This is a genomic window from Magnetospirillum fulvum MGU-K5, assembly GCF_000442515.1.
Lineage (GTDB): Bacteria > Pseudomonadota > Alphaproteobacteria > Rhodospirillales > Magnetospirillaceae > Phaeospirillum > Phaeospirillum fulvum_B.
This window is the reverse complement of the sequence record NZ_AQPH01000010.1, coordinates 45,794-66,221: the sequence shown is the minus strand read 5'-3', so window position 1 is coordinate 66,221 and position 20,428 is coordinate 45,794. Positions and strand designations below refer to the sequence as shown.

Genomic DNA, 20,428 nt, shown 5'->3' with positions numbered 1-20,428 from the left:
CAATAAGAACGGATCAAAAGCATGTCCGCAGAGAAGACCCAGAACGTCCAAGACGTTTTTCTGAATTACATCCGAAAAAATAAGACCCCTGTCACGGTTTTCCTCGTCAATGGCGTTAAGCTGCAAGGAATCGTGACTTGGTTCGATAACTTTTCGGTGCTTCTGCGCCGCGATGGGCACACGCAGCTTGTCTACAAGCACGCGATTTCGACGGTGATGCCGTCGACCCCCGTTATTCTGTTCGATCCGACGTCCAAGGAAAGCGGCGAAGAGTAAGTGGCTTCCCGTCCCTCCGAATCTTCGGTTTCGTCTTCGCGCCAACGCGCCCTGGTGGTTCATCCCGCACGGAAAGCCGGAGGGCGAGGGGAGGGGTCTGCCGACTCTTCCCCGCTTTCGGCGGTTCGTCTCCCCGAAGCCCGACTGGCCGAGGCGATCGGGCTGGCTCAGGCGATTGATCTCGATATCGTCCTGGCCGAGGCGGTTCCGGTGCCGCGGCCGCGTCCTGCGACCCTGCTGGGGAAGGGAGCGGTCGAGCGACTGGCCGACGCGATCGCCGATGCCGAGATCGGCTTGGCGGTGATCGATTCCCCGCTGACCCCGGTGCAGCAGCGCAACCTGGAAAAGGCGTGGGGCTGCAAGGTGATCGACCGCACCGGCCTCATTCTCGAAATCTTTGGCGCCCGTGCCCGCACCCGCGAAGGAACGCTTCAGGTCGAACTGGCTGCGCTCAGTTACCAGCGCTCGCGTCTGGTGCGCTCCTGGACCCACCTGGAGCGCCAGCGTGGCGGTTTCGGCTTTCTGGGTGGCCCCGGCGAAACCCAGATCGAGGCCGACCGCCGCATGATCGGCGACCGCATCGTCAAGCTGGAACGCGAACTGGACGACGTCAAACGGACCCGCGACCTGCACCGCAAGGCGCGGCGGCGGGTGCCCTATCCGATCGTTGCCCTGGTCGGCTACACCAATGCCGGGAAATCGACCCTGTTCAATAGCATCACCCGCGCCGAGGTGATGGCGAAGGACATGTTGTTTGCCACTCTCGACCCGACGATGCGGACTCTGGACCTGCCGTCGGGGCGCAAGGTGATCCTGTCCGACACGGTCGGCTTTATTTCCGATCTGCCTCATGAACTGGTCGCCGCTTTCCGCGCCACCCTGGAAGAGGTGCTGGAAGCCGACGTGGTGGTTCATGTCCGCGATATCTCCCATCCCGACAGCGAGGCCCAGGCCGCCGACGTAGAAACCGTCCTGCGCGAGTTGGGGCTGGCCGAGATGGTCGATAACGGCTTGGTCGAAGGGCTGAACAAGATCGATCTGCTGGATGCCGAGCGGCGAGAGGAAGTGTTCAATCAGGCCAGCCGCCATGAAACGCGGCTGCCCTTTTCGGCGGTGACCGGAGAAGGGGTTCCCGCCCTGCTGGCCGAGCTCGACCGCCGCCTGGGCCAGGGGCGGACGGTGCTTGACGTCTCTCTGCTGTTGACGGACGGCGCGTCGATTGCCTGGCTGTACCGTCATGGCGAAGTCGTCGCCCGTCGCGACAATCAGAGCCACGCCTATCTGCGCGTCAAGCTCGATGCCGCCGATGTTCGTCGCTTTCATCAGCGGCAGGCGACGTCCAGGCCGCCCTCATGACCCGAGCGGTCGACGTCGAACGGGTCGCCGGACTCCTCCGCGAGGTCGCCGCCGCCGAAATCCTGCCCCGGTTCCGCAATCTGACCGCCGGGCAAATTCGCGAGAAACAGCCGGGGCAATTGGTCACCGAAGCTGATATCGAAGCCGAGCGGGTTTTGACGCTTCGTCTGGCTGAAATCCTACCCGAAGCCGCCTGCGTCGGCGAGGAAGCGGTTGCCGCTAATCCAGCCCTTCTCACTCTTCTCGAGCAGCCTGGGGCAGTGTGGGTGATTGACCCCGTCGATGGCACATCGAATTTTGCGCAAGGTCTGTCCCGGTTCGCCGTGATTCTGGCCCTGGTCATTGATGGTGTCACCCGGATCGGTTGGATTTATGATCCGGTATCCGGTCGGATGACGATTGCCGAACAGGGGAATGGTGCCTGGGAATCCGGCCAGCGCCTGTCGGTGCTGCCGGGCGGGCCGCTCGACACCCTGACCGGCTCAGTTAAACGCTCGGCCCGCTTGGCGGGACGGGTCGCCAAGGTCGGCCGCAAGGGCAGCGCCGCGCACGATTATCTCGATCTCGTCACCGGGATCTTGCATTTCGCCCATTTCCACCGGCTGATGCCGTGGGATCACGCTGCCGGCGTTCTGATCCACGCTGAAGCAGGCGGCTATGGTCGTCTGATCGATGGACATCCCTATCGCCCCCGGCTCGATCATGGGGGATTGCTGTTGGCACCCGACCAGGATTGCTGGTCGTCATTGCGGGCCTTGCTGGTCGGGTAAGCAGAAGCCTATGTCCGATAACGGAAGCGGCGGAACCGGGAGACCGATTCCGCCGCTTTTTCTTAACCTGGTTCCGCTATCGTATCAGGGGACGTTTCCTTCCGAACCCAGGGCCGAGCGAAAAACCGGCCATCGATTTGGATGGTTTGCCCGTTGACCGGGCTTGGCGGCAAAGCTACGCAACTTTGTTCCGATCGTCACTCATTTTTTTTGTTTTATATTCTATCAGTCCGGTCGAAGGTGAAAGAGTCGAAGCCTCAAGCTCAGAGGATGCAAGGAGGGTTTCCGCGATGTTCCGCTGTCTGCTGGCCTTGTTCATCTCCATCGCTGCCTCGGTTTCCGCTTCGGCATTGGCGGCGGAGCCTTCTGCCGGTGCGCCCACCCGACTGATGCCGGACACGCCCCTGGTGATTACGATTTCCAAGCCGGATTGTTCGCGACTGGTCCGCCATATCCCCGATGCCGACGTCGCCTATCGTCCTGGCGTCGATGTGCATGGCCGTCCGGTTGTTTCCGCCGATCTCGATCCGGTCGCGGCCGATTTCGCCCGTCGTGTCGTTCCCGACGTGCTGGAAATCCCGATCACGATCAATCCGCTGACCTATAACAAAGAACGCCAGGGCATCACGACACCGCAAGGGATCGCCAAGGGGTTGGGGCTGACCCAATCGAAGATCGGCACGGTCAAGTACGACTTTGCCCGCGATACCTTTACCTTCAACGACCAGCCGATGATGTTGGATGACCAGCGCGCTCTGGCTGCGGCTTGTGCGCGACGGGGTGTGCGTTGACGTCATGCCGGTTCAGCGTCCGTCATTCTCGGAAAAGACCAGCCCGGTTCGTGACAGGCCGGGAAATCCGGGCTAAAGTCCGCGCTTTCCTGCCTTTCCCGATTCCAGAGGACCGTCATGCGCCGTTCCAGCTTTTTCCTGCCGACCCTGAAGGAGACTCCGTCCGAGGCTCAGATCGCTTCGCACCGGCTGATGCTGCGGGCCGGAATGGTCCGCCAGTCGGCCGCGGGCATCTATTCTTGGCTGCCGTTAGGCCTGAAGGTGCTGCGCCGGATCGAACGGATCGTGCGCGAGGAGCAGGACGCTGCCGGTGCTCAGGAATTGCTGATGCCGACGATCCAGTCGGCCGACATCTGGCGCGAGAGCGGGCGCTATGACGCCTATGGCAAGGAGATGCTGCGCATCCGCGACCGTCACGACCGCGAGATGCTGTTTGGACCGACCAACGAAGAGTTGATCACCCAGCTGTTCCGCGACAACGTCAAGAGCTACCGCGACCTGCCGAAGATTCTCTATCACATCCAGTGGAAGTTCCGCGACGAGGTCCGCCCCCGCTTTGGCGTGATGCGCGGCCGCGAATTCCTGATGAAGGACAGCTATTCCTTCGATCTGGATTTCGAAGGCGCGAAAAAGTCTTACGAGACGATGTTCACCGCCTACCTGAAGACCTTCAAGCGAATGGGATTGACCGCGATCCCGATGCGGGCGGATTCCGGGGCGATCGGCGGCAATCTCACCCACGAATTCCACATCCTGGCCGAGACCGGCGAAAGCGGCGTGTTCTATGACGTCGCTTATGACGAACTGGCGGCGAAGGGCGAAATCGATCTGGAAGCGCTTGACCGCCTCTATGCCGCCACCGACGAAAAGCACGTTCCCGGCGCTCCCGGCGTTCCGCCTGCGGAACGGTTGCGTGAAGCGCGCGGGATCGAGGTCGGTCACATTTTCTATTTCGGCACCAAATATTCCAAGGCGATGAATGCAGTGGTGCAGGGCCCGAACGGCGAGCCCGTCGCAGTCGAAATGGGATCGTACGGGATCGGCGTGTCGCGTCTGGTCGGCGCGATCATCGAAGCCCACCATGACGAACGCGGCATCATCTGGCCCGCCTCGGTCGCGCCGTTCCAGGTCGGCCTGATCAATCTGAAGAGCGGCGATGCCGCCTGTGACGCCGTCTGCGACGACCTTTACGCCAAGTTGGCGAAGGCGGGGATCGACACTCTGTACGACGACCGCGACGACCGTGCCGGGGTCAAGTTCGCCGATATGGACCTGATCGGCCTGCCCTGGCAGGTGGTGGTCGGACCCAAGGGCGTTGCCGCCGGGATCGTCGAACTGAAGAACCGCGCGACCGGCGAGCGGGTCGAACTGTCGGCCGAATCGGCTCTGGCCCGTCTGGCCGAATAAGGCCACTGTTTGGGAGTCCCCGATGATCTTTGGTTCGTTCGAGCGGATGGTCGCGTTTCGCTACCTCCGAGCCCGGCGCAAGGAAGGCTTCATTTCGGTCATTGCCGGTTTTTCGCTGGCGGGAATCGGGCTGGGCGTCGCCACCTTGATCGTGGTGATGGCGGTGATGAATGGCTTTCGTCATGAATTGCTGGGCCGCATCCTGGGCATCAACGGCCATATCGGGGTCTATGGCGCATCGGCTCCGCTGACCGAATTCGATTCGTTGACGGATCGAATTCGGTCATTGACCGGCGTCACCATGGTGATTCCCACCGTCGAGGGACAGGTGTTCGCCTCGTCGCCCGGCGGTGGCGGCACCGGCGCGATTGTCCGCGGCGTCCGGCCCGAAGACTTGCTGGCCCGCCAGATTTTCTCGCGCAATTGGCGCGGCGCTCCGTCCGAGTTCACCGGAGAGGATTCGGTCGTGCTCGGCTATCGACTGGCGGAGAAGCTGGGGGTGGCGATCGGCGATACCGTGACCCTGATCTCGCCCAAGGGCAGCGCCACCGCCTTTGGCACCGTGCCCCGGATGCGCGGCTATCGTGTCGCGGGGACCTTCAACGTCGGGATGTTCGAATATGATTCCGGCTTTGTCTTCATGCCGTTGCCTGCGGCGCAGACCTTTTTCCGCCTGCCTGACGCGGTGACCCAGATTGAAGTGTTCCTTGACGAGCCCGACCGGGTGCCGACGACCCGGCGCGAATTGAGCGAACTGACCGGCGGCTCCGCCCGCATCTATGACTGGCAGCAATCCAACGCCAATTTCTTCAATGCGGTTCAGGTCGAACGCAATGTGATGTTCCTGATCCTGACCCTGATTATCCTGGTCGCCGCGTTCAACATCATCTCCAGCCTGATCATGCTGGTGAAGGATAAGGGACGCGACATTGCGATCCTGCGGACGATGGGGGCGACGCGGGGGATGATCATGCGCATCTTCTTCTTGTCCGGGGCCTCGGTCGGAGTAGCCGGGACCGTGTTCGGTACCGTTCTGGGTGTCTGGTTCGCCACCCATATCGAGGCGATCCGTCAGTTCATTCAATCGATCATCGGTCGCGAGCTGTTCGCCGCCGAAATCTACTTCCTGACCCAACTTCCCGCCCGCGTCGAAACCGGCGAGGTGGTCACGGTGGTGCTGATGGCGTTGGGACTGTCGTTCGCCGCGACGATCTATCCGTCCTGGCGGGCGGCGCGGCTCGATCCGGTGGAGGCATTGCGCTATGAGTAAGGCCCTGACCGAGGGATTGCGGCTGTCCGGCATCCGTCGCCGCTTCAGCCAGGGCAAAGACGTCCTTGATGTGCTGCGCGGGGCCGATCTCGAAATCCAGAGCGGCGAGATCGTCGCCCTGGTCGGGCCATCGGGGGCAGGGAAGTCGACCCTGCTGCACATCGCCGGGTTGCTGGAGCACCCCGATCAGGGCGAGGTCTTCCTGGCCGGGATTTCCGCTGGAGACCAAAGCGAGGCCGAGCGGACCCGTCTGCGTCGGCTCCATCTTGGGTTTGTCTATCAGTTCCATCACCTGCTGCCGGAATTTTCCGCCGTCGAGAACGTGATCCTGCCGCAGATGATTGCCGGAATCGCCAAGGGGCAGGCGCGGGAGAAGGCGATGGACCTGCTCGACCGGATGGGGCTGGCCAACCGCGCCGATCATCGCCCCGGCCAATTGTCCGGCGGCGAGCAGCAGCGGGTGGCGATCTGTCGTGCCCTTGCCAACGGGCCCAGGGTTCTGCTGGCCGACGAACCGACCGGCAATCTCGATCCCCATACCGCCGAATCCGTCTTTGCCGAACTGATCGCCCTGGTGCGCGGAACCGGGGTCGCGGCGTTGATTGCTACCCACAATCCCGATCTGGCCCAACGGATGGATCGGGTGGTGACGCTCCGGGACGGCCAGTTGGTCGCGGGATAAGGGCCTCCGCCTCCCGTCCCGCTTCCATCTTCAACGTGCGGAGATACGCCCGTGGCCGCGTGTGCCGATTTCGTCCACCTTCGCGTTCATACCGCCTATTCGCTGTCGGAAGGTGCGATCAAGATCAAGCAATTGGTCAAGGCGTGCGAGAAGATGGCGATGCCAGCGGTGGCGATCACCGATACCGGCAATCTGTTCGGTGCGTTGGAATTTTCGACCTATTGCGCCGATGCTGGCATCCAGCCGATCATCGGGGTGCAACTGGCGATCCGCCGCGAGGATGCCGCGCCCACCCGCGACGGACGGCGGCCCGATCCCGACCCGCTGGTGTTGCTGTGCCAGAGTGAGGCGGGCTACCTCAACCTCCTGAAACTCGTTTCGAAGGCGTTCCTGGAGACCGAGGGCGGCGAAATTCCCCAGGTCGCGGTCGAAGACCTGGAGGAGCGATCGGGCGGGTTGATCTGCCTGACCGGCGGCCCGGCCGGGCCGATTGGACGCTTGCTGGCCGAAGGGCAGGGCGAGAAGGCCGAGGCCCTGCTGAACCGGCTCGCACAAGCCTTTTCCGGGCGGCTTTATGTCGAGGTGATGCGCCATGGTCTGGAGGTCGAGGACCGGATCGAACCGGCCCTGATCGATCTGGCTTATCGTTTCGATCTGCCCCTGGTCGCCACCAACGAGCCCTATTTCGTCGATCGCGGCATGTATCGGGCTCACGACGCCCTGATCTGCATCGCCGACGGTACCTATGTCGCCGAGGATAATCGACGCCGCCTGACCCCGGAGCATTATTTCAAGTCGCCTGCCGAGATGCGGGAGCTGTTCCAGGATCTCCCCGAGGCGATCGACAACACTCTGGTGGTGGCGCGCCGCTGCGCCTTCATGGTGACCAAGCGCAAGCCGATCTTGCCTCCCTTTCATATGGATGGACTGACCGAGCCGGAAGTGCTGCGCAAAATGACCTTGGACGGTCTGGAAAAGCGGATGTGGAAGCATGTCTTCCGCCCCGGCATGACCGACGAGGAACGCGCCGAGATCGCCCGGCCCTATCGCGAGCGGACGGAATACGAGCTGGGCATCATCAATCAGATGGGCTTTCCCGGCTACTTCCTGATCGTTTCCGACTTCATTCAATGGTCGAAAGCGCATGGGATTCCGGTCGGGCCGGGCCGTGGGTCCGGTGCCGGTTCGGTGGTGGCCTGGGCATTGACCATCACCGATCTCGATCCGCTGCGCTGGGGGCTGCTGTTCGAGCGGTTCTTGAACCCCGAACGCGTCTCGATGCCTGACTTCGATATCGATTTCTGTCAGGACCGCCGCGAAGAGACGATCCGTTATGTCCAGGAGCGTTACGGCTACGCCCAGGTCGCCCAGATCATCACCTTTGGTAAGCTCCAGGCCCGCGCCGTGCTGCGCGACGTCGGCCGGGTGTTGCAGATGCCCTATGGGCAGGTTGATCGCCTGTGCAAGCTGGTGCCCAATAATCCAGCCAATCCGGTCACGCTGGAACAGGCGCTGGAGAGCGAGCCGCTGCTGAAAGAGATGAAGGAGCGTGACGAGACTGTCGGGCAACTCCTTGATCTGGCAATGAAGCTCGAGGGATTGTTCCGCCACGCCTCGACCCATGCCGCCGGTGTCGTGATTGGCGACCGCCATCTGGACGAGTTGGTTCCGCTCTATCGCGATCCGCGCTCGGACATGCCGGTGACCCAGTTCAACATGAAGTGGGTGGAATCCGCCGGTCTGGTCAAGTTCGACTTCCTCGGCCTTAAAACCCTGTCGGTGATGCAGACCGCCGTCCGACACATCAAGAATACCAGTGGGATAGAGGTCGATCTTTCCGCGATTCCTCTGGACGATACCCGCACCTACGAGATGCTGACACGGGGCGATACCGCCGGTGTGTTCCAGTTGGAAAGTTCGGGCATGCGCGACGTGCTGCGCAAGATGGGACCGAACCGTCTGGAGGATCTAATCGCGGTAGTGGCGCTGTACCGCCCCGGCCCGATGGACCAGATTCCGCGTTACATCGCCTGTAAGCACGGCACCGAGACGCCGGATTACATGCATCCGCTGCTTGAACCGATTCTGACCGAAACCTTCGGGATCATGGTCTATCAGGAACAGGTGATGCAGATCGCCCAGGTCCTGTCGGGCTATTCGCTGGGCGGCGCCGATCTGTTGCGCCGAGCGATGGGTAAGAAAATCCGCGAGGAGATGGAAGCCCAGCGCAAGCAATTCGTCGATGGCGCGGTGGCGCGGGGAGTCGACGGAGCTCAGGCCTCGATGATCTTCGACAAGGTCGCGAAGTTCGCCGAATACGGCTTTAACAAATCGCACGCCGCCGCCTATGCCCTGATTGCCTATCAGACCGCGTGGTTGAAGGCCAATTATCCGGCCGAGTTCATGGCCGCGACGATGACCTATGACATGAACAACACCGACAAGCTGAACGGCCTGCGCCAGGAGCTGGATCGGTTAAGCATTCCGCTGTTGCCGCCCGATATCAATACCTCGCGCGCCGATTTCGCGGTCGAGCGGGTTGCCGATGGTCGTTCGGCGGTGCGTTATGCCCTGGCCGCGCTGAAGAATGTCGGCGAAGGGGCGATGAAGGCACTGATCGACGAGCGTGATCGCGGCGAGCGTTTCCGCGATCTGTCCGATTTCGTCGCCCGAATGGATGCCCGCCTGATCAATCGCCGCCAACTCGAAAACCTGATCAAGGCGGGCGTGTTCGATTCGATCGACCGTAATCGGGGACGTCTGTTCCGCAATGCCGACACCCTGGTCCGCACCGCCGCCCAAGCCGCTGAGGACCGCAACAGCAGCCAGATGAGTTTGTTAGGGGGAACCGATCAGCCGACGCTGAAGCTGGAGGCTGGTCCCGACTGGTCGCCGCACGAGAAGCTCAACATGGAGTTCGAGTCGGTCGGATTTTATCTCTCCGCCCATCCGCTCGACGCGTTCGCCAAGAGTCTGAAGCGCCTCAACGTCCTGAAGGTCGCGGAATTGCCGCGTCACCTGATGGCCGGGGGCAAGGGGCGGGTGCGGTTGGCCGGGTCGTTGCTGTCGAAACAGGAGCGGGTCTCGGCCAAGGGGTCGCGCTATGCCTTCCTGCAATTTTCGGATTCCTCAGGCCTGTTCGAGGTCACCTGCTTTTCCGAGACTTTGGCCGCCGCACGCGAGTTGCTTGAGGCGGGCGGAGCCTTGCTGCTGGAGGTTGACGCCAAGCTTGAAGAAGAGCAATTGCGGATGACCTGCCAGCGCATTGCCTCACTCGATCAGGAAGCGGCCAAGGCCGCCGCCGGAATCCGTGTCTTCCTCGAAGACGATGCCGCGATTCCGGCGCTACGCGACCTGATCGACGGTGTGGGACGTGGCCGCAACCGTGTCGCGATCGTCGCCCGGATCGATGGGCGCGAGGTCGAAATGGGGCTGAAATCGACAATCGCGATCACCCCGGCCTTCATGCTGTCGCTGCGTTCGATCGCTGGGATCGCCGAAGTCGAGGAGATTTAGCCGGGCACAGGCAAACGATTACTGGAACAGTAACACCGCCTTGCGCATCGTCATCCATACCCCCCATCCGATCGGAATCCATACCGCTGCCCAGGCCAGCGTCACCTTCCAGGAATGGCGGACCTCTTCGCCCAACGCGGCGACGTCAGTGACGAAATGCTGGTGGGTATCGTCGGCACCTTGTTTCTCGGCGAGTTCCTCCTCCGTCATGTGATGACGATGATGGACCGAGGTGATCATTGCGTTGCAGAGGAAGCCAAGCCCCAGCAGACCGGCCAGGATATACATCGTCACCGTATAGGCTTCGGCGCGGGGGACGCCCTGCTCGAGCTGGTATTCGCGGATATAATTGACCAGCACAGGCCCCAGCACCCCGGCGGTGGCCCAGGCGGTCAGCAGGCGGCCATGGATCGCTCCCACCATTTTGGTGCCGAACATGTCGGCGAGATAGGCCGGAATGGCAGCAAAACCGCCCCCATACATCGACAGGATCAGACAGAAAGCGACGACGAACAGAGCCATACTGCCGCTCTGCGCCGTCCATGGCACCGCACCGTAAAGCAGGATGCCCAGCACGAAGAAGATGGCATAGGTCGGCTTGCGCCCGATCCGGTCGGACAGCGAGGCCCAGAAGAATCGCCCGCCGATGTTGAACAGCGACAACAGCCCGGTGAAGCCGGCCGCGACAGCGGCGATTTGGGCCTTCTGTGCGGTGGACAATTCGGCAAAACCGAGATCGAGGCCGATCAGATGACCGCCGAACACCTCCTGCAACAACGGCGAGGCCATGCCGAGGATGCCGATTCCGGCGGTGACGTTAAGACACAGCACCGCCCATACCAGCCAGAATTGCCGGGTTTTCCAGGCTACGTCGAGATGGACGTGGCGCGTCGTGATTAGCCCGTTCCGGCCGCGATCGGCTGACGGAGACCACCCGGCGGGCGTCCACCCCTCGGCCGGAACGCGATAGCCCAGTGCCCCGGCCATCATGAAGACGAAATAGATCATGGCCAGAGCGACGAAGGTTTCCCACACCCCGACCGAACTCGGGGTGGCGAAGGCGCGCATCAACTGGTCGGCCAGGGGCGCGCCGATCATCGCGCCCCCGCCAAAGCCCATGATCGCCATTCCGGTGGCCATCCCGCGCCGGTCGGGAAACCATTTGATGAGGGTCGAAACCGGCGAGATATAGCCGAGCCCAAGGCCGATTCCGCCGATCACTCCCGATCCCAGCCACATCAGCCAGATCTGGTGGGTCTTGACCCCCAGCGCCGAAATCAACAGACCGCCGCACCAGCAGCAGGCGGAAACGATTCCGGCCATGCGCGGACCGGCCCGTTCGAGCCAGCCGCCCCACAATGCCGCCGACGAGCCAAGGAAGACGAAGAACAGGGTGTACATCCAGCCCAGCAGAGAAATCTTCCAGTCACAGCCAGTGGCGAGCACCTCCTGGAGGAAGCTGTAATCGCGCGGGCAGGCCACCGGTTCGGTGATGCCGACCGCCCGTGACAGCGGCAACCAGAACACCGAAAATCCATAGGCCATGCCGATGCACAGATGAATCGCCAGAGCAGCGGGCGGCACCAGCCAGCGGTTATAGCCCGGGGGCGCGATCGTCCGCTCCCGCGTCAAAAATCCAGGCGGGGCGGTCAACGTCTGTTGGGTCACGGTCTGCTTTCTCCCTTGAGCGACGTCGTATGTGCCCCGACGTTCGGTAAAATCTCAAGAAAACGTTTTTGTGAACTGAAATGTAAAAATTGCTTATCGGCCCGGTCCCGTTCCAGCGGCCCAGGCCAAATGCGGCGCCGCCTCGGCATCGACAGAGGCGTATTATCCCCTGTAAGGCGTGCAAGATCGGCAGACACGCCCCCGCATCTGTCCGTGTTCCATCCGGGTCATCACGGTTTGCGATCCGGTTGGATTATGATTTTCGATTACTGTGCGGGGCGGGTGCCGCGAATGAAAGGGACATGTCCTCGGTCTACCCCGACCGCAGCGTCCGGATCGCGGCATCGCGTTCGAACAGATAGAGCAGAACCCGTAGCGCCTCGCTGCGTTTTCCGGTCAGGTCGGGATCGCGGTCAAGGATCAGGCGGGCATCGTCGCGGGCGACCTCAAGCAGGTCGCCATGACGGTCGAGATCGGCGAGATGGAATTCGGGCAGGCCGCTTTGGCGGGTGCCGAGGATTTCACCACCGCCGCGCAGGCGGAGGTCTTCCTCGGCGATGACGAATCCGTCTTCGGTGGCGCGCAGGATTTCCAGCCGGGCTTTGGCGACCTCACCCAAGGGATGGCCATAGAGCAGCAGGCAACTCGACCGCCCGGTTCCACGGCCCACCCGCCCGCGCAATTGGTGCAACTGGGCGAGGCCAAAGCGCTCGGCGTGTTCGACCACCATCACCGTTGCTTCGGGGACGTTGACGCCGACCTCGATCACGGTGGTGGCGACCAGGATGTCGAGGTCTCCGGCGGCAAAGCGCTCCATCACCGCATCGCGGGCCGGGCCTTTCATCCGTCCGTGGACCAACCCGACCCGGTCGCCGAACCGTTCGGTTAGGGTCAGGTGGCGTTCCTCGGCGGCGGCAAGGTCAAGCTGTTCGGATTCCTCGACCAGCGGGCAGACCCAATAAACCCGCGCCCCACCAGCGACGGCACGGCCAACCGCCGTCACCATCTCGTCAAGCCGGGCCAGCGGCACCACCCGCGTGTCAATCGGTTGACGCCCCGGCGGTTTCTCGTCCAGCCGCGAGGCATCCATGTCGCCATAGGCACTGAGCAGCAGGGTGCGCGGGATCGGGGTCGCGGTCATCACCAGCATATCGACGGCGAAGCCCTTCGCCGCCAGATCGAGACGCTGATGAACCCCAAAGCGGTGTTGCTCGTCGATTACCGCCAGCCCGAGGTCACGGAAGGCGACGTCGTCCTGGAACAAGGCGTGGGTGCCGATCAGCAGATCGATTTCGCCCGCCGCCAGCGCCGCGAGAAGCTTCTCCCGCGCTTTGCCCTTATCGCGGCCGGTCAGCAGTGCAAGCCGAATTCCGGCGGCTTCGGCCAGCGGGGCCAGGGTGGCCAGATGTTGCCGGGCGAGGATTTCGGTCGGGGCCATCAGTGCCGCCTGAGTGCCCGCCTCGATCGCGGTCAGCATCGCCAGCAGGGCCACCACCGTCTTGCCGCTGCCGACATCGCCCTGAAGCAACCTCAGCATCCGCAACGGTTCGGCCATGTCGGCATCGATTTCGGACAATGACCGTTCCTGGGCACCGGTCAGGCGGAAGGGCAGGGCCGCCATCACCTTGGCCCGTAAGACCCCGGCGGGGGCGGCCAGTGAGCGCCCTTTTTGCCGCCGCAGATTGGCGCGGACCAGTGCGAGGGCAAGCTGGGTCGCCAGCAATTCGTCGTAGGCGAGGCGACGACGGGCCGGACCATCCGGGTTCAAGGCTCCGGCATCGTCGGGGCGATGGACCGCCAGCAGCGCCGCCCGCCACGACGGCCAGGTCTGCCGCGCCAGCCAGGCCGGGTCTTGCCATTCCGGCAAATCAGGAGCGCGGGCCAGCGCCGCCGCTGCCGCCTTGGCCAGCGGTCGCTGGGTTAGGCCGGCGGTGAGGGGATAGACCGGCTCGACCACCATCACCTCGGCTTTGCGCTCTGGGAGAACGATGTGGTCGGGATGGGGGAAATTGATTTCGTTGTTGAAATGTTCGACCAGTCCGCTGACGACCCGGATCTCGCCCTCGGGCAACTGGCGGCGCAACCAATCTTCGCGTCCATGGAAGAACACCAGATGGGCAAACCCGGTGTCGTCGGCGACGCGGACCCGATACGGCCGCCTGGGGCCATCGCCGGGAAAATGAGCTTCGACTCGGACCGTCACCGTCGCCACCTGACCGGGTGGGGCGTCGATCAGATTGGGCGAAAAGCGGCGGTCAACCACTGAGGACGGCAGATGCCACAGCAGATCGACGACCTTGGCCCCCACCAGCTTTTCATACAGAGGGGCAAGACGTGGCCCCACTCCTGGCAACGCGGTGATCGGGGCGAACAGCGGAAACAGACATTGAGGGCGCATCGGACGGCTGACAGCGGCGAAGAAGGGTTCTATCCTAACCGGCTCTGATCCCGACGCAATGCCGGAACACGATGTCCGAACCCAGCCAGTCACGATTTAAGCGCCTTTTGTTCCGCGCCCATCACATGGGCTCGAACGAGAACGACATTCTCTTCGGCCGTTTCGCCGCGCGCCGTCTGTCCAGCTTCACGCCGGAACAGCTTGACCGCTTCGAGCTCCTGTTGGGCCAGACCGACAGCGATCTGTTCGATTGGGTCACCGGCAAAAGTCCGGTCCCCGCCGAGTTCGATCACGACGTGATGGCGATGATCCGGACCTTCGTTCAGACCGAAGCGTCAGTCCCTTGACCCTGCCGGAGTCCTTTCTGTCGGGACCGGGGCGGATCACTCTGGCGGGAACGCCCGAGGGCAGCGATGCCCTCGCTTTGGCCGCACTGGCCCGCGCCCACCCCGACCGCGATTTTCTGTTCGTCGCCCGTGATGATGGGCGGTTGGCGCGGATGGTTGAGGCGCTGGCCTTTTTTGCACCCGATCTGACGATCCTTGATTTTCCCGCCTGGGATTGCGTGCCCTATGACCGGGTGTCGCCCCATGTCGATGTGGTGGCCCGGCGGGTCGATACCCTGGCCCGGCTGGCCGAACGGTCGCCAGGGGCGCCGGGTGTGGTGGTATTGACGAATGTCGCTGCCCTGGCGCAGCGGGTGCCGCCTCGCGAATCGCTCTCCCGCGCCAGCCTGACCGCTCGGGCCGGGGCCCGGGTGCCGCTCAGCAAGCTGATCTCGTTTCTCGAACATACCGGCTATGTTCGCTCCGATACCGTGATGGAAGCGGGCGAGTACGCCGTGCGCGGCGGTATCGTCGATCTGTTCCCGCCGGGATCCCCCGAGCCGTTGCGCCTGGATTTTTTTGGCGACGAGATTGAGGCGGTTCGCGCCTTTGATCCGATGAGCCAGCGCACCACCGGCCCGGTCGATGGCTTTGTCTGCCGCCCGGTCAGCGAATTGACCCTGGACGAAACATCGATCGCCCGCTTCCGCGCCGGTTATCGTGAGTTGTTCGGAGTGGTGCAGGGGGCCGATCCGCTGTACGAAAGCATCTCGGCCGGAGTCAAATTCACCGGGATGGAACATTGGCTGCCGCTGTTCCACGACGGTCTCGATACCCTGTTCGCCTATCTGCCCGACGCGGTGGCGGTGCTTGATCCCCAGACCGATCAGGCGTTATCGGCGCGCCAAGAACTGGTGCTGGAATATTACGATGCCCGCCGGACCATTGACGGGTCGGGGCAGGTCGAATCCGGGATGGTCTATCACCCGCTGCCGCCGCCTCTGCTCTATCTTGAAACCGAGGAATGGACCCGGCACTTGGCGGCGTGCCCGGTGTTGCTGCTGTCGCCGTTCGATTCGGTCGAGGCCGAGTCCAGCGCCGTAATCGACATGAAGGGACGGATCGGCCTCGATTTCGGTGAAATCCGGACCCGCCCTGGCACCAATCTCTATGACGGCGTTCGCGAGCGGATCGACGCTGAAATCAAGGGCGGACGCCGAGTGGTGATCGCCGCCTGGACCTCGGGATCACGCGACCGCCTTGGTGCGGTGCTGAAAGATCGCGGCTTAAAGGGAATCGAGACCGTCGAAAGCTGGGCCGAGGCGCAGACGCTTGGGCCGAAGCAGGTTGCCGCCTTGGTGCTGGGGCTCGATCACGGCTTCGTCACTCCCGATCTGGCCCTGATCACCGAACAGGATATCCTGGGCGACCGTCTCGCCCGTCCAGCGCGCAAGAAGAAAAAGGGTGCCCAGTTTATCGCCGAGGCCTCAGCGCTGTCCGAAGGCGATTTGGTCGTCCATGTCGAGCATGGCATCGGCCGTTACGACGGTCTGGTCGCGCTTCAGGTCGCCGGAGCCCCGCACGATTGCCTGCGGGTGATCTATGATGGCGGCGACAAGCTGTTCGTTCCGGTCGAAAATATCGAGGTTCTGACCCGCTTCGGCTCGGATCAGGGCGGGGTCGCGCTCGACAAGCTGGGCGGTACCGCCTGGCAGGCGCGCAAGGCCCGATTGAAAAAGCGGATTCGCGATATCGCCGACCAATTGATCCAGGTCGCCGCGCTGCGTCAACTGCGCCAGAGCGAGAGTCTGGTTCCGGCCGAGGGTCTGTACGACGAATTCTGCGGCCGCTTCCCCTGGGCCGAGACCGAAGACCAGTTACGGGCGATCGAGGAAACCATCGCCGACATGGGATCCGGCCGCCCGATGGATCGCTTGATCTGCGGCGATGTCGGCTTCGGCAAGACCGAGGTGGCGTTGCGGGCCGCCTTCGTCGCCGCGCTCCAGGGCTTGCAGGTGGCGGTGGTGGTGCCGACCACCCTGCTGGCCCGCCAGCATTACCGCACCTTCCGCGACCGCTTCCAGGGGCTGCCGGTGCGGATCGAACAATTGTCCCGGTTGGTCACCGCCAAGCAGGCGTCCGAGACACGGGCGGGACTGGCTCAGGGCACCCTCGACATCGTCGTCGGTACCCATGCCTTGCTGGCGAAGTCGATCAATTTCAAGCGACTGGGGCTGCTGATCATCGACGAAGAGCAGCATTTCGGTGTCGCCCATAAAGAACGGCTGAAGCAGCTCAAGGCCGATATTCACGTCCTGACCCTGAGCGCGACGCCGATCCCGCGCACCCTGCAACTGGCATTGTCGGGGGTGAAGGAAATGAGCGTGATTGCGACGCCCCCGGTCGACCGGCTGGCGGTGCGCACCTTCATCCTGCCTTATGACCCGGTGGTGCTGCGCGAAGCGATCATGCGCGAACGCTATCGCGGCGGACAGGTGTTCTATGTCTGCCCGCGTCTGGCCGACATCGACCATGTCGCCGACCGACTGGCGAAACTGGTCCCTGAAGTCAAGACGGCTGTTGCACATGGCCGCCTGTCGCCCAGTGAACTGGAAGAAGTGATGGTCGCCTTCGGCGATCGGCAGTATGACGTTCTCCTGTCGACCAACATCGTCGAATCCGGTCTCGACATGCCCAGCGTCAATACGTTGATTATCCATCGCGCCGATATGTTCGGCCTTGGCCAGCTTTATCAGTTGCGCGGCCGGGTCGGGCGGGGAAAGGTGCGTGGCTATGCCTATTTCACCCTGCCCAACGACAAGGTGTTGTCGAAGGCGGCGGAGAAGCGGTTGCAGGTGATGCAGACGCTGGATTCGCTGGGGGCGGGGTTCCAGTTGGCCAGCCACGATCTTGATATCCGCGGTGCGGGCAATCTGCTGGGCGACGAGCAATCCGGCCATATCCGCGAGGTCGGAATCGAGCTTTACCAGCAGATGCTCGAAGAAGCGGTGGCAGCGGCAAAGGGCGGTCTGTCCAGCGATGAAGCTGAGGAATGGTCGCCGCAGATCACCTTGGGCAGCCCGGTCCTGATCCCGGAAACCTATGTTGCCGATCTCTCGGTCCGCCTGTCGCTTTATCGCCGGATCGGCCAACTGGATGAACAGGCCGACCTTGACGCGCTGGCCGCCGAATTGATCGACCGCTTCGGCAAGTTGCCGCCCGAGGTAGAAAACCTGCTCGAAGTCGTTGCAATTAAAGCTTTGTGCAAGCAGGCCGGAATCGAAAAAGTCGATTCCGGGCCCAAGGGCGCGGTGGTAACCCTGCGGGGGAACCTCTTCGCCAATCCCGCCGGACTGGTGCAGTATGTCAGCCGTGCCGCCGGGTCCTGCAAAATACGTCCAGACCACAAGCTGGTCTTCCTGCGTGACTGGGACGACCCGGCCAAGCGGGTCAAAGGCTTGCGATCCGTCATCGCCAAACTGGCTGAACTGGCCCGGGCGTAATTTTAGTGAAGTTCAGCCGAACGTCATTCAACCCCAGGACATGAGATGAAATACCCCAAGCCCCCCGGCGTGATCCCGCTCGACAATATCCTGCCCGACGAACCGTTGCTGATGATGGGTGCCGGTCCGGTGCCGATTCCGCACAAGGTCGCCAGCGCAAATTCGGTGGTGATCAATCATCTGGGCGAGACCATGAGTCAGGTGGTCGAGCAGGTCAAGGTGATGTCCCGCTATGTCTTCCAGACCAATTCGGGTCATGTCCTGGGCGTGTCCGGACCGGCTTCGGCGGCGATGGAGATGGCGATCTGTAATCTGGTCGAGCCGGGGACTCAGGTGTTGAGTATCCGTAACGGCCTGTTCAGCGGCCGTCTCGCCGAGATGGCGACCCGGGTCGGTGGCGACGTCACGATCCTTGAGGTTCCTGACAAGCAATCGGTCAGCCCGGAAGCGGTCGAGGCCATGCTGAAGACCGGCGGATTCTCGGTGCTGACGGTGGTGCAGGGCGAGACTTCGAACACGGTGTGGAACCGCGATCTCGCCGAAATCTGTCGGTTGGGCAAGGCCTATGGCTGTCTCAACGTCGTCGATACCGTCTGTACCCTGTCGACGATGCCGATGGAAATGGACGAGTGGGGCGTCGATGCCGTCATCACCGGCGGCCAGAAGGGGCTGTCGTCGATTCCCGGCGTCTCGTTGATTGCCTTTTCCGATGATGCCTGGGCCCGGATCGAAAAGCGCAATGCTCCGATGGCGCATTGGTGTCTCGATGCCCGTCTCGCCGATAAATTCTGGAATCAGAAATCCTATCACTACACCGCCCCGGTTTCGGGTGTTCTGGCGCTGCACGAGGCGCTACGGTTGATCTGCGAAGAAACCCTGCCGGCCCGCTTCCGCCGTCACGCCGTCTGTTCCGCCGCCTTGCAGGCGGGGATCGAGGCGATGGGGCTGGAATTGCTGATCCCGGCTGAAGCGCGGCTGAATTCCGTGGTGGGAATCAGCGTTCCCGACGGGGTCTCCGCCGACCGGATTCGCCACATCATGTCCGAGATGTACCGGGTTGAAATTTCGGGGGCTTTTGGCCTCAACATTCTGCGGATCGGTCAGATGGGCGAACAGAGCCGGACCCATAATCTGTCGCGGACGCTGCATGCGCTGGGGGCGGGGATGCGGGTGGCCGGGGGACGGGTCGACCCGCCCGCTGGTATGGCGGCGATGGAACGGGTTCTTGCCGCGAATATCGAACGGCACTGATCGCTCCAGACGACAAGGGGATGGCCGCCATTGCGATTGAACCCGGATTCGTGGCAAAAGGAAGACCGGATATGACCACATCTTGGGGTATCGCAATGGCGAGACCATCGAAATCTTGGCTGGCAATGTCGGTATCCCTGGGATTGCTGGCGCTGCCCGGTTGTGTCGGTGCCACTGATGGCCAGGCGGCGACCGATGAGACCCAGCCGGCCGCGGTGACGGTCGCCCCGCCGCCGTCCGCTGCCGCCGAAGCGACGGTGGCACCGCCGCCTCGGGCCGAGAGCTTCGACAGCTTTCTTTCGGGCGTACGCACTGATGCCCTCGCCGCCGGGGTGAAGCCAACGACGCTTGACGCCGCACTGGCCGGGGTCACCCATATCGATCGGGTGATAGAACTCGACCGCAAGCAGCCGGAATTTTCTCTCAGCTTTGACACCTATCTCGAGCGGATCGTCACCCCGGCCCGAATCGCCGAAGGAAAGCGCAAGCTGGAGGAAAACCGCGCGCTGCTGACCGCGATCGAACAGCGCTTTGGGGTTCAGCCCCGCTTCGTCGTCGCGCTGTGGGGGATCGAGACCGGGTTCGGTCGCAATACTGGTGGGATGTCGGTGATTTCCTCTCTGGCGACTCTGGCCTATGACGGGCGTCGCTCGGCCTATTTCCGCACTGAATTGATGCAGGCGTTGCGAATTCTCGATCAGGGCCACATCACCCCGTCGGCCATGGTCGGGTCGTGGGCCGGAGCGATGGGGCAATGCCAGTTCATGCCCTCGACCTTCGTCAAATTTGCGGTCGATTGGGACGGCGACGGTCGCCGCGATATCTGGCGCAACCGCGCCGATGCCTTGGCCTCTGCCGCCAATTATCTGTCGTCGGAAGGATGGAAGGACGACCAGACCTGGGGCCGGGCCGTTCAGATTCCAGACGGTTTGTCGCTGGATCTGGCCGGATTGGACAAGACACGGACCCTTGCGGAATGGTCGCGGTTGGGGCTGCGCGCCGCTGACGGCAAGCCACTGCCCCAGCGCGATCTCCGCGCTTCGCTGGTGCTGGCCGAGCCGGGCAAGGGGCCGCCCTTTCTGGTCTATGACAATTTCAGAACGATCATGAAATGGAATCGCTCGACCTTCTTCGCCCTGGCCGTCGGTCATCTTGCAGACCGGATCGGCGACCGTTAAGATTCAAAATTGATGTGTGTGGATGGCCGTGGGAAT

Annotated in this window: 14 protein-coding genes; 12 read left to right on the top strand and 2 right to left on the bottom strand. The window is 62.8% G+C overall.

What is annotated here, in order from left to right; translation table 11 throughout:
- The first annotated feature begins 21 nt into the window (after positions 1-21).
- The 8 genes from hfq to dnaE all read left to right on the top strand — a co-directional run bounded on the left by hfq (position 22) and on the right by dnaE (position 10,068).
- Entirely contained in the window at positions 22-276 is a 255-nt protein-coding gene (gene hfq / locus K678_RS04590; RefSeq protein ID WP_021131291.1) for an RNA chaperone Hfq, read from the top strand.
- On the top strand, positions 277-1,632 hold the full coding sequence (gene hflX / locus K678_RS04585) for a GTPase HflX (RefSeq protein ID WP_021131290.1): 1,356 nt from the start codon (positions 277-279) through the stop codon (positions 1,630-1,632). It begins immediately after the preceding gene.
- A complete protein-coding gene (locus K678_RS04580) occupies positions 1,629-2,402 on the top strand; it encodes an inositol monophosphatase family protein (protein ID WP_021131289.1) in 774 nt (257 codons plus the stop codon). Before hflX ends, K678_RS04580 begins: the two co-directional genes overlap by 4 nt.
- 290 nt (positions 2,403-2,692) lie before the next feature.
- Positions 2,693-3,193 (top strand): hypothetical protein, encoded by a 501-nt coding sequence (locus K678_RS17565; RefSeq protein WP_021131288.1) that lies wholly within the window; start codon positions 2,693-2,695, stop codon positions 3,191-3,193.
- Positions 3,194-3,310: 117 nt separating this feature from the next.
- Positions 3,311-4,600, top strand: a complete 1,290-nt coding sequence (proS, locus tag K678_RS04570; protein WP_021131287.1) for a proline--tRNA ligase — start codon at positions 3,311-3,313, stop codon at positions 4,598-4,600.
- 22 nt (positions 4,601-4,622) lie between these two features.
- The gene (locus tag K678_RS04565) at positions 4,623-5,870 is read left to right on the top strand and encodes a lipoprotein-releasing ABC transporter permease subunit (RefSeq protein ID WP_021131286.1); all 1,248 of its coding nucleotides are present in this window, start codon (positions 4,623-4,625) and stop codon (positions 5,868-5,870) included.
- Positions 5,863-6,552 carry an ABC transporter ATP-binding protein gene (locus tag K678_RS04560; RefSeq protein ID WP_021131285.1) on the top strand — a complete coding sequence of 230 codons (690 nt, stop codon included), beginning with the start codon at positions 5,863-5,865 and terminating at the stop codon, positions 6,550-6,552. The genes K678_RS04565 and K678_RS04560 overlap by 8 nt, the downstream gene beginning before the upstream one ends.
- Before the next feature lie 51 nt (positions 6,553-6,603).
- Positions 6,604-10,068: a DNA polymerase III subunit alpha gene (gene dnaE, locus K678_RS04555; protein ID WP_021131284.1), complete on the top strand. Its 3,465-nt coding sequence runs from the start codon at positions 6,604-6,606 to the stop codon at positions 10,066-10,068.
- Between the two features lie 18 nt (positions 10,069-10,086).
- Here dnaE and K678_RS04550 read toward each other — a convergent pair whose 3' ends face one another.
- Entirely contained in the window at positions 10,087-11,736 is a 1,650-nt protein-coding gene (locus tag K678_RS04550) for an OFA family MFS transporter (protein WP_021131283.1), read from the bottom strand.
- A gap of 313 nt (positions 11,737-12,049) precedes the next feature.
- Positions 12,050-14,134, bottom strand: coding sequence for an ATP-dependent DNA helicase RecG (gene recG, locus K678_RS04545; RefSeq protein WP_021131282.1), 2,085 nt, complete (start codon positions 14,132-14,134; stop codon positions 12,050-12,052).
- Between the two features lie 71 nt (positions 14,135-14,205).
- On the opposite strand from recG, the gene K678_RS04540 reads away from it, so the two are divergent.
- The 4 genes from K678_RS04540 to K678_RS04525 all read left to right on the top strand — a co-directional run bounded on the left by K678_RS04540 (position 14,206) and on the right by K678_RS04525 (position 20,392).
- Positions 14,206-14,481 carry a succinate dehydrogenase assembly factor 2 gene (locus tag K678_RS04540; RefSeq protein WP_021131281.1) on the top strand — a complete coding sequence of 92 codons (276 nt, stop codon included), beginning with the start codon at positions 14,206-14,208 and terminating at the stop codon, positions 14,479-14,481.
- Positions 14,478-17,963, top strand: coding sequence for a transcription-repair coupling factor (mfd, locus tag K678_RS04535; protein ID WP_021131280.1), 3,486 nt, complete (start codon positions 14,478-14,480; stop codon positions 17,961-17,963). Before K678_RS04540 ends, mfd begins: the two co-directional genes overlap by 4 nt.
- Before the next feature lie 45 nt (positions 17,964-18,008).
- Positions 18,009-19,214: a pyridoxal-phosphate-dependent aminotransferase family protein gene (locus tag K678_RS04530; protein WP_021131279.1), complete on the top strand. Its 1,206-nt coding sequence runs from the start codon at positions 18,009-18,011 to the stop codon at positions 19,212-19,214.
- A 125-nt stretch (positions 19,215-19,339) separates the two neighbouring features.
- Positions 19,340-20,392, top strand: coding sequence for a lytic murein transglycosylase (locus K678_RS04525; protein WP_021131278.1), 1,053 nt, complete (start codon positions 19,340-19,342; stop codon positions 20,390-20,392).
- Positions 20,393-20,428: the final 36 nt, after the last annotated feature.